Raw genomic sequence first — 1,099 nt, forward strand, 5'->3', positions numbered from 1 at the left:
AGATGTGTATAAGAGACAGAACATATTCGGTACCGGCGAATCCTGTCGCCGGGGCTGACGATGAAGCGCGTCGAGGCGATGAAGGCTGTGACGCAGCGGATCACCGACGAGCACATCGATGCGATCCTGGCCGGACCGCAGCCGGCCGACCTGATCGAGGGATTCGCGCTGCCGATTCCCTCCCTGGTGATCAGCGAACTGCTCGGGGTGCCCTACGAGGACCACGAGTTCTTCCAGCAGCACGCCACCATGGGAGTGGACCGCAACGCCACCTCCGACGACCTGGCCGCGGGTGCCACCGAGCTCTCCAAGTACCTGGTCCAGCTGCTGGAGGCCAGGATGGCCGAGCCGGCCGACGACATGGTCTCCGATCTGGCCAAGCGGGTGCGCAATGAGGAGCTGTCGGTGCGCGAGGCCACCCAACTGGGCACCGGGATGCTCATCGCCGGGCACGAGACCACCGCGAACATGATCGGCCTGGGAATCGTGGCGCTGCTGCACGAGCCCGACAGGATCGCCGAGAAGACCGCGGTGTTCCGTGGCGACGACGACGCCGCGATCGCCAACGCCGTCGAGGAACTGCTGCGTTACCTGTCGATCATCCACACCGGCCAGCGCCGGGTGGCCCTTGAGGACATCGAGATCGCCGGCGAAACCATCCGCGCCGGCGAGGGCATCATCATCGACCTGGCGCCGGCCAACTGGGATGCCTCGGTCTTCCCCGAACCGGACACCCTCGACCTGGCGCGACCGGCCCGCCAGCACATGGCGTTCGGCTTCGGTCCGCACCAGTGCGTCGGCCAGCAGCTGGCCCGCGCGGAGATGGTGATCGCCTTCCGCACGTTGTTCCGGCGCATCCCCACCCTGAAGCTGGCGGTGGACATCGACCAGATCCCCTTCAAGAACGACCGGCTCGCCTACGGCGTCTACGAACTCCCTGTCACCTGGTAACCGCCCGATTGGAAGTGGATTGACATGTCCAGCACATCAACTCAAGGCGTCGCGTTCTATCCCCCCGGCGGCTACGGGGCACCCAAGGACCGGCACGGGCAGGCCGGTGTCGGCTTGGGTAATGTCGGCCTGCCGGCCGGTACCGAGG

At 66.4% G+C, this 1,099-nt stretch carries 1 pseudogene; it reads left to right on the plus strand.

The features are described 5' to 3' along the window. Positions 1-18: 18 nt before the first annotated feature. A pseudogene (locus LI92_RS21290) lies at positions 19-951 on the plus strand (cytochrome P450); the annotation flags it as partial. Between the last annotated feature and the right edge of the window lie 148 nt (positions 952-1,099).

The sequence above is a fragment of the Mycobacterium sp. UM_Kg1 genome (assembly GCF_000972925.1).
Lineage (GTDB): Bacteria > Actinomycetota > Actinomycetes > Mycobacteriales > Mycobacteriaceae > Mycobacterium > Mycobacterium hiberniae.